17 protein-coding genes are annotated in these 17,982 nt (G+C 57.5%); 11 read left to right on the forward strand and 6 right to left on the reverse strand.

Translation table 11 applies throughout. The features are described from left to right. Positions 1-403 precede the first annotated feature (403 nt). The 3 genes from Q7U39_06880 (at position 404) to Q7U39_06890 (ending at position 3,058) form a co-directional block, all read left to right on the forward strand. On the forward strand, positions 404-814 hold the full coding sequence (locus tag Q7U39_06880; protein MDO9117662.1) for a hypothetical protein: 411 nt from the start codon (positions 404-406) through the stop codon (positions 812-814). Positions 815-817: 3 nt separating this feature from the next. Beyond that, positions 818-1,498: a septal ring lytic transglycosylase RlpA family protein gene (locus Q7U39_06885; protein ID MDO9117663.1), complete on the forward strand. Its 681-nt coding sequence runs from the start codon at positions 818-820 to the stop codon at positions 1,496-1,498. A 279-nt stretch (positions 1,499-1,777) separates the two neighbouring features. After that, on the forward strand, positions 1,778-3,058 hold the full coding sequence (locus Q7U39_06890) for a hemolysin family protein (protein MDO9117664.1): 1,281 nt from the start codon (positions 1,778-1,780) through the stop codon (positions 3,056-3,058). On the opposite strand, the gene ligA is transcribed toward Q7U39_06890, so the two are convergent. From ligA to Q7U39_06905, 3 genes are read right to left on the reverse strand one after another with little or no spacing between them, the layout of a single operon-like run. Next, positions 3,051-5,117 carry an NAD-dependent DNA ligase LigA gene (gene ligA, locus Q7U39_06895; GenBank protein MDO9117665.1) on the reverse strand — a complete coding sequence of 689 codons (2,067 nt, stop codon included), beginning with the start codon at positions 5,115-5,117 and terminating at the stop codon, positions 3,051-3,053. The genes Q7U39_06890 and ligA overlap by 8 nt on opposite strands. Beyond that, positions 5,095-7,011, reverse strand: a complete 1,917-nt coding sequence (locus Q7U39_06900; GenBank protein MDO9117666.1) for a hypothetical protein — start codon at positions 7,009-7,011, stop codon at positions 5,095-5,097. Before Q7U39_06900 ends, ligA begins: the two co-directional genes overlap by 23 nt. Then, entirely contained in the window at positions 7,012-7,965 is a 954-nt protein-coding gene (locus Q7U39_06905) for an AAA family ATPase (protein MDO9117667.1), read from the reverse strand. It lies immediately after the preceding gene. Positions 7,966-8,201: 236 nt separating this feature from the next. Between Q7U39_06905 and Q7U39_06910 the strand changes: the two genes are divergently transcribed. From Q7U39_06910 to trpA, 8 genes are read left to right on the forward strand one after another with little or no spacing between them, the layout of a single operon-like run. Further along, complete coding sequence (locus tag Q7U39_06910) at positions 8,202-8,837, forward strand: LysM peptidoglycan-binding domain-containing protein (protein MDO9117668.1); 636 nt, start codon at positions 8,202-8,204, stop codon at positions 8,835-8,837. A 10-nt stretch (positions 8,838-8,847) separates the two neighbouring features. After that, positions 8,848-10,344 carry an anthranilate synthase component I gene (trpE, locus tag Q7U39_06915; protein MDO9117669.1) on the forward strand — a complete coding sequence of 499 codons (1,497 nt, stop codon included), beginning with the start codon at positions 8,848-8,850 and terminating at the stop codon, positions 10,342-10,344. A 4-nt stretch (positions 10,345-10,348) separates the two neighbouring features. Further along, a complete protein-coding gene (locus Q7U39_06920) occupies positions 10,349-10,912 on the forward strand; it encodes an aminodeoxychorismate/anthranilate synthase component II (GenBank protein MDO9117670.1) in 564 nt (187 codons plus the stop codon). 23 nt (positions 10,913-10,935) lie between these two features. Then, positions 10,936-11,952: an anthranilate phosphoribosyltransferase gene (gene trpD, locus Q7U39_06925; protein MDO9117671.1), complete on the forward strand. Its 1,017-nt coding sequence runs from the start codon at positions 10,936-10,938 to the stop codon at positions 11,950-11,952. Between the two features lie 3 nt (positions 11,953-11,955). Beyond that, positions 11,956-12,780 (forward strand): indole-3-glycerol phosphate synthase TrpC, encoded by an 825-nt coding sequence (gene trpC, locus Q7U39_06930; GenBank protein ID MDO9117672.1) that lies wholly within the window; start codon positions 11,956-11,958, stop codon positions 12,778-12,780. 16 nt (positions 12,781-12,796) lie between these two features. Next, entirely contained in the window at positions 12,797-13,423 is a 627-nt protein-coding gene (locus Q7U39_06935) for a phosphoribosylanthranilate isomerase (GenBank protein ID MDO9117673.1), read from the forward strand. 47 nt (positions 13,424-13,470) lie between these two features. Beyond that, positions 13,471-14,664 carry a tryptophan synthase subunit beta gene (gene trpB, locus Q7U39_06940; protein MDO9117674.1) on the forward strand — a complete coding sequence of 398 codons (1,194 nt, stop codon included), beginning with the start codon at positions 13,471-13,473 and terminating at the stop codon, positions 14,662-14,664. Then, entirely contained in the window at positions 14,661-15,467 is an 807-nt protein-coding gene (trpA, locus tag Q7U39_06945; protein ID MDO9117675.1) for a tryptophan synthase subunit alpha, read from the forward strand. The genes trpB and trpA overlap by 4 nt, the downstream gene beginning before the upstream one ends. Positions 15,468-15,511: 44 nt before the next feature. On the opposite strand, the gene Q7U39_06950 is transcribed toward trpA, so the two are convergent. The 3 genes from Q7U39_06950 to Q7U39_06960 all read right to left on the reverse strand — a co-directional run bounded on the left by Q7U39_06950 (position 15,512) and on the right by Q7U39_06960 (position 17,956). Continuing rightward, positions 15,512-16,132: a hypothetical protein gene (locus Q7U39_06950; protein MDO9117676.1), complete on the reverse strand. Its 621-nt coding sequence runs from the start codon at positions 16,130-16,132 to the stop codon at positions 15,512-15,514. Positions 16,133-16,148: 16 nt separating this feature from the next. Beyond that, the gene (gene traF, locus Q7U39_06955) at positions 16,149-17,273 is read right to left on the reverse strand and encodes a conjugal transfer protein TraF (GenBank protein ID MDO9117677.1); all 1,125 of its coding nucleotides are present in this window, start codon (positions 17,271-17,273) and stop codon (positions 16,149-16,151) included. A 77-nt stretch (positions 17,274-17,350) separates the two neighbouring features. Further along, positions 17,351-17,956 (reverse strand): ABC transporter ATP-binding protein, encoded by a 606-nt coding sequence (locus tag Q7U39_06960; protein MDO9117678.1) that lies wholly within the window; start codon positions 17,954-17,956, stop codon positions 17,351-17,353. Between the last annotated feature and the right edge of the window lie 26 nt (positions 17,957-17,982).

Raw genomic sequence — 17,982 nt, forward strand, 5'->3', positions numbered from 1 at the left:
ATTCTGATGCTGTACGTCAGCATTTCATCGATGAGTCTTGTCGGGAAAGATGATTTCAGGTCGGCCTAGTGCTCTGTGGGCCAGTTGAACGCGCGGATTGAGGAGCGGCAAAAGGAGCTGGCTGATGATGAACAGTTGGAAGCCATGGCGTGTCTGCTGTCCTGGAATGCGGGGGGCGTTGAGGCAATCGATGAGGAGCCTCCGGCGCTCAGTACGGTACGACTGTGGGAGAAGGACTCAGGGTAAGGCTACCCTCTGCTCGCGCAGCAAACATCTCTACAAGTCTTGGTCTCCCTTGAAAGACTCCGGGTTGGATGAGCACGAAAGTTGAATTCTCCCGAGATCCCAGGTGCTACTGAATGGCCTCTATCTTTGATTTCGACCGCAACGAGGAGTATCCCCAATGCCAACAACAACACAGTTAGTCATTAGCGGACAGAGCAAGCCAGGCGTGATGGCCCAGGTGGCGGCTGTTTTAGGAGAGGCGGGGGTCAATATCAAGGCGTTCTCGGCGCCCGAGGTAACGGGGACCGGAAAGCTGCGCTTACTTGTCGCGGATCTTGACGGGGCTCGAGTGGCGTTGAAGACTGCGAAGATTAAGTTCAAGGAAGAAACCGCACTTCTGTTGAGCTTGAAAAACCAACCAGGTGCGCTCATGGATGTGGCCGACCTGCTGACGCAAAATCGCATCAATATCAAATGCGGCTATTGCACACCCTCGCGGGAGGGGAAGCGTGCGATTGTCGTACTGACCGTCTCGAATACGAACAAGGCGTTGGCGCTACTCCAAGACCAATCGCTAGATGAGTTCTAGAGCATGAAGGGCTCAAGGCCCGTTTCAGTCCGTCCTTCTCTTACTTTCGCCGCCGCACTCTTGGTCTGCACGGTTTTCACCGCTTGCCAATCCCAACCGCCTCCCATTCACCGATTCCCTGGATATCCTGTCGGGTTTAATGAGCGAGGGGTCGCGTCCTGGTATGGTCCTGGATTCCACGGAAACAAGACCGCGAACGGAGAACGGTACGATATGCACAAACTGACGGCAGCGCACCGGACGTTGCCGCTTGGCTCTATTGCCGTTGTGCGATCAGTTTCCACGGGAAGACAGGTCACAGTACGCATCAACGATCGTGGTCCATTTGCCAAGGGGCGGGTACTTGATCTGTCGCTGGCCGGGGCTGAAGCGATAGGAATGACCGGAAATGGAACCGATCAGATTGAGCTTCAGGTGGTTGGATATCAGGCCAGACCTGAAGGGATGGGGGTTTTGCGGGTTCAGGTGGGGGCTTTCGCAGATCCTCTGAACGCTCGAGGGTTGTTCGAGCAGGTCGGGGCCCAGTACCCGGGTGGTCGCATCGTGCAGGTGGAGTTATCTGAGGGCAGAAGGTATCGGGTGCAGGTGGGGCAGTTCTTGACCGAAGCAGAGGCTCAGATCGCCTCAACAAGGCTGGACGCCCAGTATCATCTTCAATCCTTTGTGGTGCGGGACGACGGGTAGATCATACGTAGCGAAGCGTAGATCCCTTTCAAGAGTCGGCGAGTCCATCTTCGATCTGGCATATTCGAACTGATTGATATTCCTGTCACTTTCTTTGAATCTCTTGCCCCTTCCCGGTTGGTGTGATAGATCTATCATCCGATGATCATCATAACTCCCACATGGTCCTTTGAATCTGGTCAGCCAGGGGCAGCGCTGCTCTCTCTCTGCTGCAGAATCCACACTGTTCGCCCTTTCAGGCTAGCCTTCGTGGCTAGTCGTCCCTAATCAAGAGCCCTCATGGATATTCTGATCCTACTAGCATTGATAGGGTTATCTGCCGTCATTTCGACGGCTGAGATCGGATTCTTTTCGGTCAATGAGACCCGTCTTCGCGCCCTTGCCAAGAATGGTAACAAACGGGCATCCATGGCGCTGACGCTCCGAAGTGACCCACAAAGGCTACTTTCGACCATTCTTGTCGGAGACCGGCTGGTAGGAACCGCCATCCCAATGTATGCCACCTTCATTACCCTGAATGCCTACGGCGGGAAAACCGTATTTGAGGAGGCTATCGCCGTGATGGTGGGCGTCCTGACGTTCGTCCTGCTGGTGTCGGTGGACGTTATTCCAAAGACGTTGGCTGCCAAATTTGCCGTGCCGGTCACCCTGAACATGGCTTATCCCGTTTACGGCGTCCAGATTTTCCTTAAGCCGCTCTTGTTTCTCATGGTGCCGCTCATTCAAAAGCTGACCGGCGGCAAGGGCCTCACTCTCCCCTTAGTCACTGAGGAAGAACTCAAGATCATGCTGGATGAGGGAGGGAAGGCCGGCGAGTTGGAATCGGAAGAAGTAAAGATGATCAAGAATGTCTTTCAGTTGAAAGATATTACCGCGGAAGATGCTATGACTCCGCGCATCTACGTCTTCTCGCTGGACGGGAATTTGCGTCTCAAGGAAGCGCAGGAGCTGCTGTATAACTCGAAGTATTCCCGTATTCCGGTCTATGACGGGACGCTGGATAACATTACCGGGGTGCTCTATAAGACCAAAGCATTGACCGAACTGGCGAAGGGCCGATCAGATGTTCGACTCAGGGATATCGCCCATCCGGCTCTGTTTGTGCCGGCAGGTAAAACGGCTGATGATTTAATGAAGCAATTCCAACAGGAAAAGCGTCACATGGGGATCGTCGTCAACGAGTACGGCGGCGTGATGGGTCTGGTTACCCTCGAAGACCTTCTGGAGGAAGTGGTCGGTGAGATCGTCGATGAGACCGATATCACCGAGGAGTTGATCAAGCGAATCGGGAAGAACCAGATTCTCGTCCACGGCAGGACCGAAGTGCGCAAGGTCAACGATTTCTTGAAGGTCGACCTCGGCGACGAGGCCCTAACCATCGGCGGACTCATTCAGGGAGAACTCGGCCGTATCCCCAAAGCGGGGGAAGAACTCCATATCGCCCATTGCCGTTTAGTGGTGCACGAAGCAGATCCCCGATCGATCCGCAGTGTGAACATTTATAAAGAAGAAAAGACTCCCGCCCCTGTGGAAACGCCTTCACTGAATCCCGTCAGCTAGCCGAGTCTTCTTTCAGCAGATCGGCGAAACGCTGTTCGTCTAGCACTGCTACTCCCAGCTTCTGTGCCTGGTCAAGCTTCGAGCCGGGCTCATGGCCCGCGACGACAAACGACGTGCGTTTGCTCACGCTTGAAGAGACGGTCCCTCCCAATCGCTCGACCAGAGCTTTAGCCTCATCGCGGCTGAAGCGGTCAAGTCCACCGGTGAAGACAAACGTCATCCCGGAAAACGGGAGCGATTGGGGTGAAGCCGAACGAGCCTGCTCTGTAATCATCACGCCGAGCTCGCGCAGCTGGGCAATGACCCGACGATTGGATTCTTCGCGGAAATAGGACGCCAGGCTGGAGGAGATCTCAGGGCCGATTTCTTTAACTTCTAAGAAGCGAGCTTCATCCGCATCCATGATGGCGTCCAAGGTTCCAAGTTCCTTAGCGAGTACCTTGGCGATATGCTGGCCGACCTGGCGGATGCCAAGCCCCATCAGGAAGCGGGCCAACGACACGGTCTTGCTCTGTTCGATGGCTTCGAGGAGAAGTGACGTCGACTTCTCCGCAAACCCCTCGAGCGGTAGCAGTTGATCGCGGGTCAAACGATAGAGATCGGCCAAACTTCCGACCAGCTTGTGATCCACAAGTTGCGCGACGGTCTTTTTCCCAAGCCCCTCGATATTGAGCGCTTGCTTGGAGGCGAAGTGTTCGATGGCGCCTTTCAATTGCGCAGCACACCCGGATTGGCCGGTACAGTAAAAATAGGCTCCCTCTCGTCCCACCGCCGATCCGCATACCGGACAGTGTCCCGGCATCGTAAACGGTTCGGACCGGGACTCCCCGGGAATCGGGATGCGTTCGGCAATGGCCGGAATCACATCGCCGGCCCGTTCAACTTTGACCGTATCGCCCACACGGATATCTTTTCGCGCCACCTCATCGGCATTGTGCAGCGTCGCCCGACTGATCGTCACGCCACCGACTTCAACCGGCCGTAGGAGTGCGACGGGAGTGAGTGTGCCGGTACGTCCGACCGAGACGACGATATTCTGCACGATCGTGATTTCCTTGCGCGGAGCGAATTTGAAGGCGATCGCCCAGCGGGGGCTGCGGGATTTGAATCCCAACTGTTCCTGCCAGGCCCGGCGGTTCACTTTCACCACCAGCCCATCGATTTCATAGGGGAGATTGTCGCGAATCTGTTCGGTCTCGCGGTGGACTGCGATGACCTCCTCAATGGTGTGACACCGGCGTCGATGGCTCGGAACGGGAAGTCCCCACTCAGCTAAGGCGTCCAGTTCCTCCGAGTGAGAATTCGGCGGTGTCGTAGATAGCGCCATGGCTTCGTAGCAGGTCACCACCAAAGGACGGGCTGCGGTGATGTTCGAGTCGAGCTGCCGAAGAGAGCCGGCGGCGGCGTTGCGGGGATTGGCAAACGCTTCGTCTCCCCGTTCCGTGATCGTTCGGTTCAATCCATGGAAATCGTCGAGCTTCATATACACTTCGCCGCGCACGGCGAGATGGTCGGGTGGAGAGGACTCGGTGCGAAGATGCAAGGGAAGGGAGCGGATCGTCCGGAGGTTGACGGTCACATCCTCGCCGGTTGTTCCGTCGCCTCTGGTGGAACCGCGCACCAATCGGCCCTGCTCATAGACCAGCTCAATGGAGAGGCCGTCGAACTTCGGCTCGACGGTGTACTCCACCTGTTCTGTCTCCAATTCCCGCTTCATCCGTTGATCGAATGCCAGGACGTCGGCCACATCGACGATCGAATCGAGGCTAAGCATCGGCCGTTCATGCTTGACCTTGCCCAATTCCGCCAGAGGCGGGGCCCCGACTCGTTGAGTCGGCGAATCATCCGTCACCAATTCCGGATGAGCGGCTTCGAGATCGCTCAGGTCTTTGAACAGCCGATCGTATTCACCGTCGGAAATCTCGGGGCGGTCTTTGACGTAGTACAAGTAGTCATGTCTTCGGATCTCCTGGCGAAGCCAGGCGAGCTGTTCCGAGGCCGGCGCAGTGCAATCAGGTCGCCGGGAGGGCGAGAGGCTATCGAATAAATCTGGTGGCATAACTTCTGATCTCATGGCCATTGAGCACGTGAAAGCGACGGAGCCGATCAAGCGTCTGGCTCGAGAATCTCGACAGTGGAATCGGCACGAGGGTCCGTCCGAATTGTTTGGCGATCCTTCGCCAGCTGGCGCGCGGCGGAATCGGCGTCACGAGCGCGATATGGGTCTCGCGGGTGTGTACGGCGGCAGCGGCGATCAGCCGTTCTTCCAGCGTGGTCGTAAAGGCAAGGAGGGGATCGCTCCAGATATCCGGAATCGGACGGGGAGGAAACAGGAAGAACGCTCCGCCGTAACGCGACTGTGCGATGCCGGGCCCCACCATGTCTTCGGCGAACGGGGTGGCGTAAAAACAGAGGGTGGACTCTTCTTGATGTTCAGCAAACCAGGTAGCTTGCCAGGAATAGGTCAGGGGGTCGGCGGGAGTATCAAACAGGAAGATCACGACTTCTACATTGCCTCGAGCGGGCGGGATCTCTCGCACATAGAGATCCATCCGCGGCAGTGTGCTGCCGGACGATGAGCCGCGCGATCGCTTTCCGCCCAGCCACCGGCGAAGACTTTCCCGGAGATCAAGCCCGTCTTTCATCGACGTCGTGAATTTTTCAGTCTTGGCCAAATCCGCGCCGATGAGCGCGGATGCCTGAGCCCGCACATGAGTATTGAAACTTTCAATTCTCTGATCTTCCGGAGGCCAGGAGCATTGCCGTTGCGGATTCCAGAGATGGGACCAGCGGCGGCTGGTTTTCCGGTCAGGTTTCGGTTTCAGCGCCAGCTCCCGCCAGACGAGCGGCGGACCCGGCAGGCGATTGGTGGCGGTGGCGATGGTCCCGTCAGGCAGCTCCACTTCATGGAGCCCCAGGGTGATCGCGTCGGACCTCGACGGAGTCAGATCCTCCTGATAGCCATAGCTCTTGGCCGTTTTGAGCAGCGTGACGGCAAAGTCGTCTCCGGCCGTTTGCTTGGCGGCGAGGACGAGTGTGTAGAGTGACGGGGTGAGGCGGCGCTCAAGGAGCGTGAGATTCCGTACGTACTGTAAGATGACTTGGAGGATCTGCGGGGTCACCCAGTCGGGGATGGAGGTGCCTTCTGACCGGTGATGCTCGATCCACCTGGCTCGTGTTTCAATGAGGAGTTCCTTTACGCCATCGAGGGCGAGATTCCAATCGGAGTACAGCGTTTCACGGCGCTGTTCGTAGAGTTCGGTAAGAAAGGGAAGCTCCCCCAGGGCGAAGTAGAGGGAGTCGCGGTTGACGCTGCACCGGACCGGCTGTCCGGCCGTCGACTCGGGCCGGTCATAGGGGGCATTGGTTTGATAGGCGGCACGGAGCCAGGGCCAATCCGTCATATGACAGAGGCACAAGATGGAGGCATGGTCCAGTTCCAGTTCATGTAGCCGAAGGGCCATCCATCTGATCCGTACGTCCTGCTGGGATCCGGGTGGCGGCATGGTGAGAGCGGGCAAGATCGCAGCTGCCAGCATGGGAAGCGAGACGGATTTGACGGCGTAGGGATCCGGTCCGACAAAAGGACTCGGTTCAAATCGGGCGACCTCTCGGTCAATATAAGCGCGAGGGATGGATTCGCCCATTGCCACGCGGATGCCCATGATGACGGCCTGACAGGGGTCAACGGGAATCATGCTGACGCGGGCCTTTTCCTCGTGCGCCGGTTCAGGCAAGACGATCAGGCTGATGTCCGGGAGGCGATCTACGGCCTGCTCAATGCAGGTTTCTACGGAAGGCGGGAGGGGAACGGCCAGGCAGTCGTACCCTTTTCCGATGAGGGTTTCGCGGACTTCCTGTGCGATGTCTCCGCTGCCGTGGAGGATAGGAAGGAGATCGATACGCGGTGACAGGCGGAGTATTTGTGCGTCGGTCGGCGTATAGCGAGACATTCAGCGTCCCGGGTGTAGAGGGTCGTCTTCCTCAAAAAAGAAATCGCCAAAGCCTTTGGGTAGCGCTTGATCGCCCATCGCGCGTGTTCTCCGTTTCGACTGCTCTTCCAAATCCAGCGACTCGGGGCCGAGGACTTTCAAGAGCGATTCCTGCCACATGCGGTCGAGCGCAACAGGATGGGATGAGTCCTGGGCCAGCCGTTTGACGGCGTATTGGATCAGATGTAGGCCGTCGCGGATCGAATATTCCAGATTCAGCTGGTGGGCGTCCTGCAGAAAACCGACGGCAATGTTCAGGATCTCGTCCTTCGCAAAGGGGAGATGGTAGCGGAGAATCGCCATTTCATCCTGCCGCGACGGAAATCCAAGGCCGAGGGTCGGTTGCAGTCGGGAGAGCATGTAGTCCGGCACTTCATAGGTGGACGCATCTTCGTTCATGGTGACGCAACAGCGAAAATCTTCGTGCGCTTGGATCAGAATGCCTGCAATGATCGATTCGACGCAGCGCCGATGATCGAGCAAGGAGGCCAGGGAGGCCCAGCTTTTCTCGTTCATCCGGTTGCCTTCATCCAGCACGCAGATACTTCCGGTGAGCACCGCGGTCACCAGTGGCGACGCGTGGTAGGCGATGGAGCCCGATTCAGCCAGGACCGGTGTAATCAGCAGGTCTTCCGGGCGGGTATCGGCAGTGCATTGAAAGACGTACAGATCCTGTTTGCGTTCCTTGGCGCCCGACATCGCCAACGTCGTTTTTCCGATGCCTGGAGGACCGGTAATTCTCGGCGACAGCGGGAGATCTCGGGGATCGACCTTGAGCCAGCAGGCGAGGAGTTGTTGCAACGGCTCCCGACTCCCGATCCATTCCTGTAGCGTGCTAATCGGTTGCGCCAGATGCAGCGTAATGCCCTGTACAGAAATGGTTCTGGCAGATGACGGGTATGAGTGATTATCCATGGCTGCGGATGTCCGAATCGACTATTTTCATGAAGGGGACGGTAGCACAGCACCAGGAGTGGGTCAAACCCCTGTCTTGCCCCAATTCGCTTTGACTTTCACAGCGTTGGACCGTATTCTTAGTGACTCGTGAGCTGATGAATGACCGGACGTTGTGAGAGGCGGGATGGCCGATTTGGGATGCAGTCATGATCCGGCGGCGGAGGTGGACAATGATGATGGAGGATCGTCGAGTGATGAATCAGACTTGTAAGGTGGTCGGGTCCGGCGTGTTGGTGTTATGCGGCACTATGTTCCTCAGCGGCTGTGTGGTGCTCGAGGAAAAATACAATGCGGAGAAGGCGCGAAGTCTGAACTTCCAGCGGTTGCTGGCTCAGGAAGAAAAGCGCACGGCTGAGCTAGACAGCGAAGCGAAGCGAACGAAAAAAGAACTGGCTGAATTCGAGGCGCGGAACCGCGAATTGGCCGCGCAAGTTCAGTCGGCCCGAGAGCAAATGGGACGGCTTCAGGAAGAGTCGGAGGCGGTTAAAGAGTCGGCTATGCTGGAGCGGAAGGCCATGCAGGACATGCGGAAAATGGCCCCGTCCGCATCCGCCAAACCCAAGAAGGTCGATGAACTGGCGGCGCTTACGCGTGAAACCGATGCCCTCTTGCAGGATTCGACGAAAGAGATGGCAGGCCTGGCCGCCCCTGCGGAAACGGCCAAGCCCAGCGCTAAATCAGGAACCACCATTCACGTGGTGAAGCCCGGGGAGACGTTGTTTCGCGTGAGCCGCCTGTACGGCGTCCCCATCGACAAGCTGAAAAAGTGGAATAAACTTTCAGACGATATTATTGAATTGGGGCAGAAACTCATCGTTGGAATGGAGTAATTCCGCAGGCATGGCAACGCCAACGTATTCTCTCAGCTTGGACGAATTCCGGCGGTACGCACAGTCGGGCAACCTCATCCCTTTGTACCGGGAAATTCTGGCGGACTATGAGACGCCGGTTTCTGCGTTCGCAAAGATCGATCATGGTCCGTCGGCGTATTTGTTGGAAAGCGTGCAGGGAGGGGAGAAGTGGGCCCGCTACTCGTTTCTCGGAAGCGGATCACCGATTCTCATGGTGGAAGATCGCGGCGACCTTCTGATCAAGCAGGGCAAACGGACTCGTCGTATCGCCTGTCACGGCGCACCGCTGGATCGTCTGCGGGAATTTATGGAGACCTATCGTCCGGTCACCGTTCCGGGACTGCCTCGGTTTGTCGGCGGGGCCGTCGGCTATCTCGGTTATGACATGGTGAGCACGTTTGAGAATATTTCGGTTCGCCGGAAAGAGAGTCTGAACCTGCCGGAGTTTGCCTTTCTGCTGACCGACACGCTCCTTATTTTCGATAACGTGGCACAGAAGATTAAGGTCGTCGCGAATGCCCATGTCGCGTCCCAATCGGAGCGGGCCATCCGCCAGGCCTATCGTCAGGCCACTGCTCGCATCGAACGCATGATTGCCCGTTTGCGCCGGCCGCTCCGCCGGACTGCGCCCAAGCGTCGACGTACGCCGATTACGTTCACCCCGAATATGAGCAAGGCTGACTTCGAAAAGATGGTCAGTCAGACGCAGGAATACATCAAGGCCGGCGATATCTTTCAGTGTGTGTTGTCTCAGCGATGGGAAACGAAACTGCATGCGACACCGTTCCAGCTGTATCGCGCGCTTCGAGTCGTCAATCCGTCGCCCTACATGTACTACCTCAGGATAGCGGGCGTCGAGTTGGTGGGGTCGTCGCCGGAGATCCTCGTGCGGTGCGAAGATGGGTTGGTATCCGTTCGTCCGATCGCCGGCACCCGTCGTCGCGGCGCCACCGTCGAAGAGGATGAGCAACTGGAGCGCCGTCTGCTGGCCGATCAGAAGGAACGGGCCGAGCACATTATGTTGGTGGACCTCGGTCGAAACGACGTCGGGCGGGTGGCCGAGAGCGGCTCCGTCAAAGTCGAATCGCTGATGAACGTCGAGCGCTATTCGCACGTCATGCACATTGTGTCCAATGTGAGCGGCCGGTTGGCTCCGGAGAAGACCGTGTACGATGTGCTGCAGGCCTGCTTTCCGGCAGGGACAGTGTCAGGCGCTCCGAAGATTCGCGCGATGGAAATCATCGAAGAGCTGGAGCCGACCAGGCGCGGTCCCTATGCCGGCGCCGTGGGCTATTTCAGCTTTTCCGGTAACATGGACATGTGCATCAATATCCGCACGGTCGTGGTATCCAAGCGGCGCGCCTTCATTCAGGCCGGGGCCGGCATCGTGGCGGACTCGAATCCGGAATACGAATACGAAGAAACCTGCAATAAAGCCCGTGCCATGATGAAAGCCATCGAGTTGGCCGAGCAGGGTCTGGAGTAGCGTCATGCTCTTGATGATCGATAATTACGACTCCTTTACCTACAACCTGGTGCAGTATCTCGGTGAGTTGGGCGAAGATGTCCGCGTCTATCGCAACGACAAGATCACCTTGCAGCAGATCGAAGAGCTTGGGCCCAGTCGTATTGTGATTTCTCCTGGCCCCTGTACGCCGAAAGAAGCCGGCGTGTCCGTAGAAACGATCCGCCAGTTTGCCGGCCGTATGCCGATCCTCGGCGTGTGTTTAGGCCACCAATCGCTGGGTGTGGCATTCGGCGGAGAAGTGATCCGCGCGCAACGGTTGATGCACGGGAAGACGTCGATGATTTCACACGACGAAAAAACGATCTTTCACGGACTGCCGAATCCCTTCGAGGCGACCCGCTATCACTCATTGCTGGTCAATCCGAAGAATCTGCCCGATTGCCTGGAGGTTTCAGCGAAGACGGCCGAAGGTGAAATTATGGGATTGCGCCACCGGACGCTCGCGGTCGAAGGTGTGCAGTTTCATCCGGAATCGATTTTGACCAAGGCGGGAAAAGACCTCCTCAGAAACTTCTTAAAGCTCTAGTCTCATCGGATTGCCCGTCTTCCATGATCAAAGACGCCATTGCCAAATTAGCCGAACGCACCAACCTTTCTGAAAAAGAAGCGGAAGACGTGCTGTCGGAAATCATGGACGGCGCGGCGACTCCGGCGCAAATCGCCGCCTATCTGATGGGCCTTCGCCAGAAAGGCGAAACGGTGGACGAGATCGTCGGTTCGGCGCGCGCGATGCGCGCCCGGGCCACGCGAATCCAAGTGGGCAGCTCGATCGTCATCGACACCTGCGGAACGGGCGGAGACGGCGGGCATACGTTCAATATTTCGACGACGGCGGCATTCGTGGTGGCCGGAGCCGGACTCACAGTGGCGAAACACGGGAACCGGTCGGTATCGTCCAAGTCGGGCAGCGCGGACGTACTGAGCGCCCTCGGCGTCCAGATCGACCTGCCGCCGGAGCGCGTGGCGGATTGTATCAATGAGGTGGGTATCGGGTTCCTCTTTGCGCCGCTCTTTCATGGCGCCATGAAACATTGTGCAGGGCCTCGACAGGAGATGGGAATCCGAACGCTCTTAAATGTCCTCGGTCCGTTGACCAACCCTGCCGGGGCCACGCACCAGGTGCTCGGTGTCTATGACGCCAAGCTGACCGAGGTCATGGCCAAAGTGCTGGTGCAATTGGGGTCGCAGCATTGTTTTGTCTTGCATGGGATGGACGGGCTCGATGAGCTCACCATCTGCGACCGCACGAAAGTCTCCGAAGGGAAAGCCGGTGTCGTGTCCAACTATTTTGTGGCGCCTGAGGAATTTGATCTGCCCCGCGTCCACAAGAAGGAAATCGCCGGCGGCACACCGGAAGAGAATGCCCGGATCGCGAGGGAAATTCTCCAAGGGAAGAAGGGGCCGAAACGCGACATTGTGTGTCTGAATGCCGCGGCTGCCATTGTCGCGGGTCAGCAGGCGAAGACGCTAAAAGACGGACTGCGAATCGCCAGGCAGGCGCTCGATACAGGTGCCGCGGCAGAAAAACTCGATCGGTTGGTGGCTTGGACGAAGAAGGTATCCTGACGCATGATTCTGGATCAGATTCTTGAGCATAAGAAAGCCGAGCTTCGGCACAAGCAGAGCCGTGGCTACCTGGCTGATCTCAAATCCGCCATTCGGGACGCGTCGCCGCCGCTCGGCTTTGCCGTGACGCTCGATGCGACCAGGACGGCGACGAGTCCGGCCCTGATTGCCGAGGTGAAAAAAGCCTCGCCGAGCCTCGGTCTGCTGCGCACCGAGTTTTCCCAGGATTTCGACTATCTCAAAATTGCGCGCTCGTACCATGAACATGGGGCCTCCGCCCTGTCCGTCTTGACCGATAAAGACTTCTTCCAGGGCGACCTGCGATATCTGGCCGAGATCAAGCAGGCGCTTCCCATGCCGGCGCTGGACAAAGAATTTATGGTCGGGGATATCCAGTTTTATGAAGCCCGGGCTCATGGGGCCGATGCGGTGCTGCTGATCGTGGCCGCGTTGGAAAAGCGCCAGCTGATCGATTTTCACGCGCTTGCGACTGAATTGAAGATGGATACCCTGTTTGAAACGCATCATGAACGGGAGTTGGATACCGTGCTGGAATGGATCCCGACGGCCCGCATGATCGGCATCAACAATCGTGATCTCAAGACGTTCACGACGGATCTTGGCGTGACGTTCCGACTGGCCAAACGCATTCCCTCAGACAAGATCATTATCAGCGAGAGCGGCATTCATACGCGCGAGGATGTGCTGAAGCTGGTCGAAGCCGGCGTGCATGCCATGCTGGTCGGGGAGTCGCTGATCAAGTCCGAGAGCATCGAGAAGAAAATCGCGGAATTGCGTGGAACAACGAAGTCGGTCCACAACGCGTGAGAGCAAGGTATTTCGCGTGAAAGTCAAAATCTGCGGTATCACCAACGAAGACGATGCGCGGGTCGCCGTTGAGGCGGGGGCCGATGCCCTCGGTTTTATCATGTATCGGAAGAGTCCGCGTTTCGTCGAAGCGGCCGTGGTCAAGCGGATCATCAATGACTTACCGCCGTTTGTGGCGGCGGTCGGCGTGTTCGTCAACGAAGAAGCCGCCGCTGTGCGACGACTCATGGACGAGTGCGGACTTGCTCTGGCTCAGTTGCATGGGGACGAGTCTGCGGTCTACTGCGAGGGGCTCGGGCGTCCGTCTATGAAGGCGCTGCGGCTCAAGAACCGCGGAACGTTTTTGGCGCTGGCCGAATTTCAAGGACGCGCGAACGTCCGTGCGTTCGTGTTGGATGCCTTTTCCGATCAGGCCTACGGTGGCACCGGCCAGACGGTCGATTGGACCTTGGCGGCCGAAGCGGCTCGTGCCTCGCGTGTGCTTCTTGCCGGTGGCCTGACGCCGGATAATGTGGCCGAGGCGATTCGACAGGTGCGGCCCTATGGAGTCGATGTCAGCAGCGGTGTCGAAGTGCGTCCAGGACAGAAAGATCACGTCAAGGTGCGGACATTCATTGAGGCCGCCAGGCTTGTCTCGGCCTGAGAGGCCCGATTATACTCCGTCATCATCTGAAAGGATTGAAGTGCACGATGAAGAAGGTCCCTGACAGCCATGGACGATTCGGCCCCTACGGCGGCCGCTATGTGCCGGAAACACTGATGCCGGCGTTGCTCGAACTAGAGCAAGAGTACGCCACGGCTCGGAAAGATCGCGGGTTCCGTCAGGAACTGGCCTACTATCTCAAGCAATACGTCGGGCGGCCGACGTCGCTGTATCTTGCCTCGCGGCTGACCAAGAAGCTCGGTGGGGCCAAAATCTATCTGAAGCGCGAAGATCTCTGCCATACCGGCGCGCACAAAATTAACAATGCCATCGGCCAGGTGCTTCTGGCCATACGGATGAAGAAACCCCGGATTATCGCCGAGACCGGCGCCGGACAACATGGCGTCGCGACGGCTACGGCGGCAGCGATGTTCGGCTTGGAATGCGAAATCTATATGGGCACCGAAGACATGCAGCGGCAGGCGCTGAATGTGTTCCGGATGCGTTTGCTCGGCGCCAAAGTCACCGGAGTCGATGCCGGGAGCCGGACGCTCAAGGACGCCATCAGCGAGGCCATGCGCGACTGGACGACGAACGTGCGCACGACCCATTATATTCTTGGGTCGGTGCTGGGCGCGCATCCCTATCCGATGATGATCCGCGATTTTCAAGCGATCATCGGCCAGGAGGCCCGCAAGCAAATTCTGGCTGCGGAAGGAAAACTGCCCGACTATCTGGTGGCCTGTGTCGGCGGGGGAAGCAACTCCATCGGATTGTTTCATGCCTTTCTCGGCGATAAGAAGGTTAAGATGATCGGCGTCGAAGCGGGAGGCACCGGCATCGAAAGCGGAAAACATGCCGCGCGATTCTTCGGGGGAAAGCCCGGCGTGCTTCAAGGCACGATGACGTATCTCCTGCAGGACGAGGATGGTCAGATTAATCTGACCCATTCGGTCTCGGCGGGTTTGGACTATGCGGCTGTGGGGCCGGAACACAGCCTCTATCACGACTTGAAACGTATTCAATACACCTATGCGACAGACGATGAAGCGCTCGCGGCCTTCGATCTGCTTGCGACAGTGGAGGGGATTGTGCCGGCGCTGGAAAGTGCGCATGCCATCGCCGAAGTTGTGAAACTGGCTCCGAAACTCAAAAAGTCCAACGTCATCATCGCTAATCTTTCCGGCCGTGGAGACAAAGATGTTCAGCAAGTGGCGCGGATGCGGGGGGTGACGCTATGACCGGACGGATTGAATCGATTTTTCAGCGATTGCGGCAGGGGAACAAGAAGGCGTTGATCGCCTATCTAATGGCCGGGGATCCTAGTCTGGCGGACACCGAGCGGCTGGTTGTGGAGATCGAGCAGGCCGGCGCTGACATCATTGAGCTTGGCGTGCCTTTCTCGGATCCGATCGCCGACGGTCCGGTCATCCAGTTGGCGGCTGAGCGAGGTCTGCGAAGCGGCACGTCCCTCAGGAAGATCCTGGCGATGATGAAGACGCTGCGGACGCGCACGCAGGTCCCGATCGTGCTCATGGTGTATTACAATTCGATCCATGCCATGGGGTTGGAAACGTTCTGCCGTGAAGCGGGGGCGGCAGGAGTCGATGGACTGATCGTCCCCGATATGCCCCCTGACGAAGCGGGTCCTTTGAAAGGTCCGGCTGCGGCAGCCGGGTTACGGCTTATTTTCCTCCTGGCACCCACCAGCACGTCCGATCGACGGACCTACGTGGCAAAGGAGTCGCAGGGGTTTCTCTACTATGTTTCGCTCACGGGGATTACCGGAGCCAAGATTCAAAATATGGCGGAAGTCGGCAAGAACGTCGGAAAGATCAAGAAGGTGACGAAGACGCCGGTGGCGGTCGGATTCGGCGTGTCCACGCCGGCAGACGCGGCGCAGGTCTCGGCTATGGCGGATGGGGTCATTGTCGGGAGTGCGATTGTGAAGCAGATTGCGGCGTACCAGCAATCGTCAGATATGCCGGTCATAGTCGGCCGGTTCGTCGCCTCTCTGAAAGCGGCGATGAACCAGAGCGCCTAGATGCGGGGCAGTGTCTTGGATGGATCAGGTGGATAGGGCGGGCACTACCGCTTGCCGGAACTTGTCGACGGCGGCATATATTTGATCATCTCATCGGTCAATTCGGCCGCCACATCCTTCAAATTCGGCTTAAAGAACATGTAGCTGCTGGCCTTCTCATGCCTGGCCTTCCAGACAGTCGTTCCGGTCGTGGCGTCGATGAGACGCATGCTCAACCCGACACGGCCGACATTGTCGCCTTCTTTTCTCGAATACTCCCAGGCATTGATCCGGATCACGAGAAAAGACTCGACATTGAGTGACTTGCCCAGTTTAATCGCCGAGTCTTTGTCTGATTGGCCCGTCATTTCAAGCCTGGAGAAATAGAACACCAGCGAGTCAAACGCTTCCTTCGATCCCTGAAAGATATCGGTGACTTGCTCGGCCGGGACGACGCGCTCGATTCGCCCGGTCTTGCTGAGCGACCCCGCAAGGACTTCCTGAATATCCTCACGCGCACTGTCATATTGGCTGGCCATCGGTGGCAACACCGCGACCGACTGGGGACGAAATACCTTCGCGCCTGGACCTTCCCACATTTCCTGAAGGCCACCGCAACCGGCCAGGGTCAGGACCGCTACGCCGGCGAGGAGAACACGTCGAAAGGGATTGTTCAGCAACATCATAATTCTCAGTATACCATTAGAATGTCAAAGAGACAGAGCCCGAAGCCAATATGCCGCGTTCACGGAAATCATAGCCTCCGCCGAAATCCATACGGAGAGCAAATATCCGTAGTCCAAACCCTGCAGTGGGCGTAATCGTCGAGGCGGCGTCCTGGACATTCTTATAGGCACCAGCTCGAAGAGAAAGAAACTCGTTCAAAATCGTTTGTTCTACACCGACGCTCAGTACTTGGCTCTTTATCCCCGGGACAAAGGTCTTGTTTGAGGTGACATCCATATCGGCCGTCAACGTGAGGGACGAGTAGGGGTTCACGGCAACGCCGCCTCGCACTTGCGGCAGCATTTTGAGCTTGGTGCCATCGGGCGCATCGAATTGTGGCTGGGTAAGATCTTTGGCGACCACTCCAAGCCGCAGCCAGGATGCGGGGCGATAGATGGCGCCGACATCGACGGCAAAGGCAGTTGAGAGCTTCGACTTGCCGAAGCTCTCGGATAGCGTGAGATCCTGACCATTAATCGTGGCTGAACCAGAATAGGCGGCACCTTGAATGGCTTTTGCTGTAATTCCAACGGCAAATGTCTTATCAGCGAAAGCGTAGGCATAGGAAAATGCCGCTTGTCTGGCTTCAAGACCGCGCAGCGCCATTTGCCCGTCAATTGTGATCGCCGCTCCACCGGTGGCCGTCACTGGTCTGGACAAGAAGCTTCCGGCGGTTGCCACGTCTGACAGGTTAAATCCAAACGCATGCTCGCCAAAATGTCCTTTGAAATAGAGTCCCGTTGCACCACTTGCCGATAGAGACGCACCGGGCCGGTTTAACCGGTTTGCCAAGTCTTGTGCACGGCTGAGATTAGCAGGGGTATTGCTCTTATCCAAATCTTCAATGTCCTGCAATGACTGGCGGACTCCGTGGCGATCCACACCCTGCGCAGTAGCCTGTATTCGGATATCCACAGTCTGTGTCATGGCCAGGCCGGCCGGGTTCCAATAGGTGGCCAGGGCATCTGTTGTAACCGCGACACCAGCGCCACCCATGCCGGCTGCCCGAGGCCCGACCACGGCAAATTCCACGGCCAGGACGTGATTCGGGATCAGCATGAGGGCCGTCAACCCAAGAGCGCCAATAAATAAGTGTTTCATAGCCTTACCTCGGGTGAAGCTCGAAAGGACTCCGCAACATTTTGCAGTCTAGGGATCTCGACTACGTCCGTCAAGACTTAGACGATCATCCCGTCTTGCATGTAAATGATGCGGTCAGACTGGGCGGAGAGCTTGTCGTTGTGGGTCACAATCACGAAGGTGGTGTTGCGGGTTCGGTTCAGATCACGAAGCAGGCCAAACAGGGCTTCGCCTGTATGGGTGTCAAGGTTTCCGGTCGGTTCATCGGCCAGGACGAGATCGGGTTTCTGCAGAAGTGCCCGGGCAACCGCGACTCGCTGTTGTTCGCCCCCGGAGAGTTCTCCTGGTTTATGGTGAAGCCGCTGTCCAAGTCCGACTTCTTGAAGCAGAGTCGTAGCTTCCTGCTCGACTTCCTCGATCGGACGCCGCTGGATCAGCGCCGGCATACAGGCGTTTTCCAGCGCGGTGAATTCAGGCAACAGATGATGAAATTGAAAAACAAAGCCGATGCGGCGGTTGCGGAATTCGGCCTGCTGCGCTTCGGACATCTGAAAGAGATCCTGATTGTCGAAGTAGACGGTTCCTTTTGTCGGCCGGTCGAGCATGCCCATGATATGGAGCATGGTGCTCTTGCCGGCGCCCGATGCCCCGACAATCGCGACCATTTGTCCGCGAGGAATTTCGAGATCGATTCCCTTTAGCACGGTGAGCTCCTGTGAGCCCATGATGA

It is taken from the genome of Nitrospira sp., from assembly GCA_030653545.1.
GTDB lineage: Bacteria > Nitrospirota > Nitrospiria > Nitrospirales > Nitrospiraceae > Nitrospira_D.

Bases quoted from the DNA above. Each gene is read 5' to 3' on its own strand.
- Q7U39_06890 (MDO9117664.1), top strand. From the start codon at position 1,778: ATGGATATTCTGATCCTACTAGCATTGATAGGGTTATCTGCCGTCATT.
- Q7U39_06880 (MDO9117662.1), top strand. From the start codon at position 404: ATGCCAACAACAACACAGTTAGTCATTAGCGGACAGAGCAAGCCAGGC.
- Q7U39_06920 (MDO9117670.1), top strand. From the start codon at position 10,349: ATGCTCTTGATGATCGATAATTACGACTCCTTTACCTACAACCTGGTG.
- trpA (MDO9117675.1), top strand. From the start codon at position 14,661: ATGACCGGACGGATTGAATCGATTTTTCAGCGATTGCGGCAGGGGAAC.
- ligA (MDO9117665.1), bottom strand. From the start codon at position 5,117: ATGCCACCAGATTTATTCGATAGCCTCTCGCCCTCCCGGCGACCTGAT.
- Q7U39_06900 (MDO9117666.1), bottom strand. From the start codon at position 7,011: ATGTCTCGCTATACGCCGACCGACGCACAAATACTCCGCCTGTCACCG.
- trpD (MDO9117671.1), top strand. From the start codon at position 10,936: ATGATCAAAGACGCCATTGCCAAATTAGCCGAACGCACCAACCTTTCT.
- Q7U39_06885 (MDO9117663.1), top strand. From the start codon at position 818: ATGAAGGGCTCAAGGCCCGTTTCAGTCCGTCCTTCTCTTACTTTCGCC.
- Q7U39_06950 (MDO9117676.1), bottom strand. From the start codon at position 16,132: ATGATGTTGCTGAACAATCCCTTTCGACGTGTTCTCCTCGCCGGCGTA.
- traF (MDO9117677.1), bottom strand. From the start codon at position 17,273: ATGAAACACTTATTTATTGGCGCTCTTGGGTTGACGGCCCTCATGCTG.
- trpC (MDO9117672.1), top strand. From the start codon at position 11,956: ATGATTCTGGATCAGATTCTTGAGCATAAGAAAGCCGAGCTTCGGCAC.
- trpE (MDO9117669.1), top strand. From the start codon at position 8,848: ATGGCAACGCCAACGTATTCTCTCAGCTTGGACGAATTCCGGCGGTAC.
- Q7U39_06905 (MDO9117667.1), bottom strand. From the start codon at position 7,965: ATGGATAATCACTCATACCCGTCATCTGCCAGAACCATTTCTGTACAG.
- trpB (MDO9117674.1), top strand. From the start codon at position 13,471: ATGAAGAAGGTCCCTGACAGCCATGGACGATTCGGCCCCTACGGCGGC.
- Q7U39_06910 (MDO9117668.1), top strand. From the start codon at position 8,202: ATGAATCAGACTTGTAAGGTGGTCGGGTCCGGCGTGTTGGTGTTATGC.